The organism is uncultured Phenylobacterium sp., assembly GCF_902826855.1.
Lineage (GTDB): Bacteria > Pseudomonadota > Alphaproteobacteria > Caulobacterales > Caulobacteraceae > Phenylobacterium.
In genome coordinates this window covers 1-2508 of record NZ_CADEGK010000346.1, presented here as the reverse complement: position 1 = coordinate 2508, position 2508 = coordinate 1, and the positions used below count along the sequence as shown (strand labels likewise).

The 2508-nt window shown below is 68.2% G+C and carries 2 protein-coding genes and 1 pseudogene; all 3 read left to right on the top strand.

The annotated features are described in order from the left end of the window. The coding region (locus QZV94_RS24540; protein ID WP_293683026.1) for an alternative oxidase at positions 1-374 on the top strand (374 nt) is incomplete at its 5' end. A 121-nt stretch (positions 375-495) separates the two neighbouring features. Continuing rightward, positions 496-1056 (top strand): arsinothricin resistance N-acetyltransferase ArsN1 family B, encoded by a 561-nt coding sequence (locus QZV94_RS24535; protein WP_293683024.1) that lies wholly within the window; start codon positions 496-498, stop codon positions 1054-1056. Positions 1057-1220: 164 nt separating this feature from the next. After that, positions 1221-2508, top strand: a pseudogene (locus QZV94_RS24530) (glutamate synthase subunit alpha); the annotation flags it as partial.

The following is a 2508-nucleotide window of genomic DNA, read 5'->3' as shown; positions in this document are numbered from 1 at the left end:
TCGTGGTGGTGGCCGCCCAGTGGGTCTTCTACCTGTTCTTCTTCGGCCTCTACCTGGTCTCGCCCAAGACCGCGCACCGGGTGGTGGGCTATTTCGAGGAGGAGGCCGTGATCAGCTACACCCACTATCTCGCCGAGATCGACGAAGGCCGCTCGCCCAATGTCGCCGCCCCGCAGCTTGCGATCCGCTACTGGAACCTGCCGGCCGAGGCGACCCTGCGCGATGTGGTCGAGGTGGTCCGCGCCGACGAGGCCCACCACCGCGACGTGAACCATGGCTTCGCCAACGAGCTGGCCGGCCTGGCCGAACCCCAGCTGATCCCGGCCGTCTGGCCCCACGAGCAGCTGCAGCCACACTGGCGCGACGCGGCCTGAGCCGCGCGACGGTCCCGGCCGCGGCGAGGCCCGGCCGGGCGTTCGGCAAGGCGCGACGCCGTTGCGCCTCCTGGTCCGACCACACTACCGCCCCTTATGGTAGAGTTTGCCGGGGGTGCTCATGACCAGCATTCGGGTTGCGGAACTTGGCGACGCGGCGGCGATCGCCGCCATCTATCGGCCCATCGCCCGCGACACCTGGATCTCGTTCGAGATCGATCCACCCTCGGCGGACGAGATGGCGGGACGGATCGCCAGGACCTTGCCCAACTTCCCGTGGCTGGTGGCGACGAACGGCGACGACGTCCTGGGCTACGCCTATGCGTCATCCCGCAGCGAGCGGGCGGCCTACCAGTGGTCGAGTGATGTCACGATCTATCTGGATGAAGCGGCCCGCGGGAAGGGCCTGGGCCGGCAGCTTTACCAGTCGTTGTTCTCCGTACTGCGCCGCCAGGGCATCCGAAATGCGTTCGCGGGGATCGCGCTGCCGAACGCCGCAAGCGTGGCGCTCCACGAGAGCGTCGGCTTCGTTCCCCTGGGAGTCTTCGCGGACGTCGGCTTCAAGCTCGGCGCCTGGCGCTCGGTCGGCTGGTGGCAATGCCGCCTCGCCGAGACGACCCGGGCCCCGCTGCCGACCGTTCCGTTCGCACGACTTCGGGAGCGCGCCGGTTTCGCCATCTGAAGCCCCGTCGCCTGCGCCGTGGCGATCAACTCGGAATGATCTGCCTCTTGCGACGGTTGTGAGGCATCGACACGGGTGGGATTTGCCGCTTAAAGGCGCTCAAAGCACGTACGGCCGTCCTCCCGGGCTGGCCGCGTTTGGGCGTGCTTTGCGTGAGAGGAACGATGCGTCCGCCTGAGCGACAAGGCCTGTACGACCCGCGGAACGAGCACGATGCGTGCGGCGTAGGCTTTGTGGCCAACATCAAAGGCCGCAAGTCGCATGAGGTGGTGCAGTCGGGCCTGCAGATCCTGCTCAACATCGACCACCGTGGCGCGGTGGGCGCGGATCCCCTGGTGGGCGACGGCGCCGGCTGCCTGATCCAGATCCCCGACCGTCTCTACCGCGCCTGGGCGCAGGACGAGGGCGTCGATCTGCCGCCGGCCGGCGAATATGCGGTGGCCATGTGCTTCCTGCCGCAGGACGCGCTGACCCGCGCGGCGGCGCTTGAGCAGTTCGAACACTTCCTGCGCGTCGAGAAGCAGCCCCTGCTCGGCTGGCGCGACGTGCCCGTCGACACCACCGGCCTGGGCGAGGCGGTGCTGGCCTCGATGCCGATGATCCGGCAGGCGTTCGTCGGCCGAGGTCCCAACGTCAAGGACCAGGACGCGCACGAGCGGAAGATGCTGGCGGTGCGCAAGCAGTTCCAGAACCCGCTGGCCGACCTGGCCAAGAAGCGCGGCCTGCCGTCGCTGGCCGACGTGTACCTGCCGTCGTTCTCGACGCGGACGGTGGTCTACAAGGGCCTGCTGCTGGCGGGACAGGTGGGCAGCTTCTACAAGGACCTGCAGGACGAGCGCTGCGAGAGCGCGCTGTCGCTCGTGCACCAGCGGTTCTCCACCAACACCTTCCCGTCGTGGAAGCTCGCGCACCCCTACCGGTTCATCGCCCACAACGGCGAGATCAACACGGTCCGCGGCAACGTGAACTGGATGAACGCGCGCCGGCGCACGCTGGAGAGCGAGCTGCTGGGCCCCGATCTCAACAAGATGTGGCCGCTGATCCCGCACGGCCAGTCCGACACGGCCTGCCTCGACAACGCGCTCGAACTCCTGGTCGCGGGCGGCATTCCGCTCGTGCAGGCGATGATGATGCTGATCCCGGAGGCCTGGGCCGGCAATCCGCTCATGGATTCCAAGCGCAAGGCTTTCTACGAGTACCACGCCGCCTTGATGGAGCCGTGGGACGGGCCTGCCGCGGTGGCCTTCACCGACGGCCGCCAGATCGGCGCCACGCTCGACCGGAACGGCCTGCGGCCCGCCCGCTTCGTCATCACCGACGACGACCTCGTGATCATGGCCTCGGAAGTGGGCGTCCTCGACGTTCCCGAGGCGCGCATCGTCCGCAAGTGGCGCCTCCAGCCCGGCAAGATGCTGCTCATCGACATGGAAGAAGGGCGCATCATCGAGGACG

Coding starts and splice junctions, on each gene's coding strand:
- QZV94_RS24535 (WP_293683024.1), top strand. CDS start 496: ATGACCAGCATTCGGGTTGCGGAACTTGGCGACGCGGCGGCGATCGCC.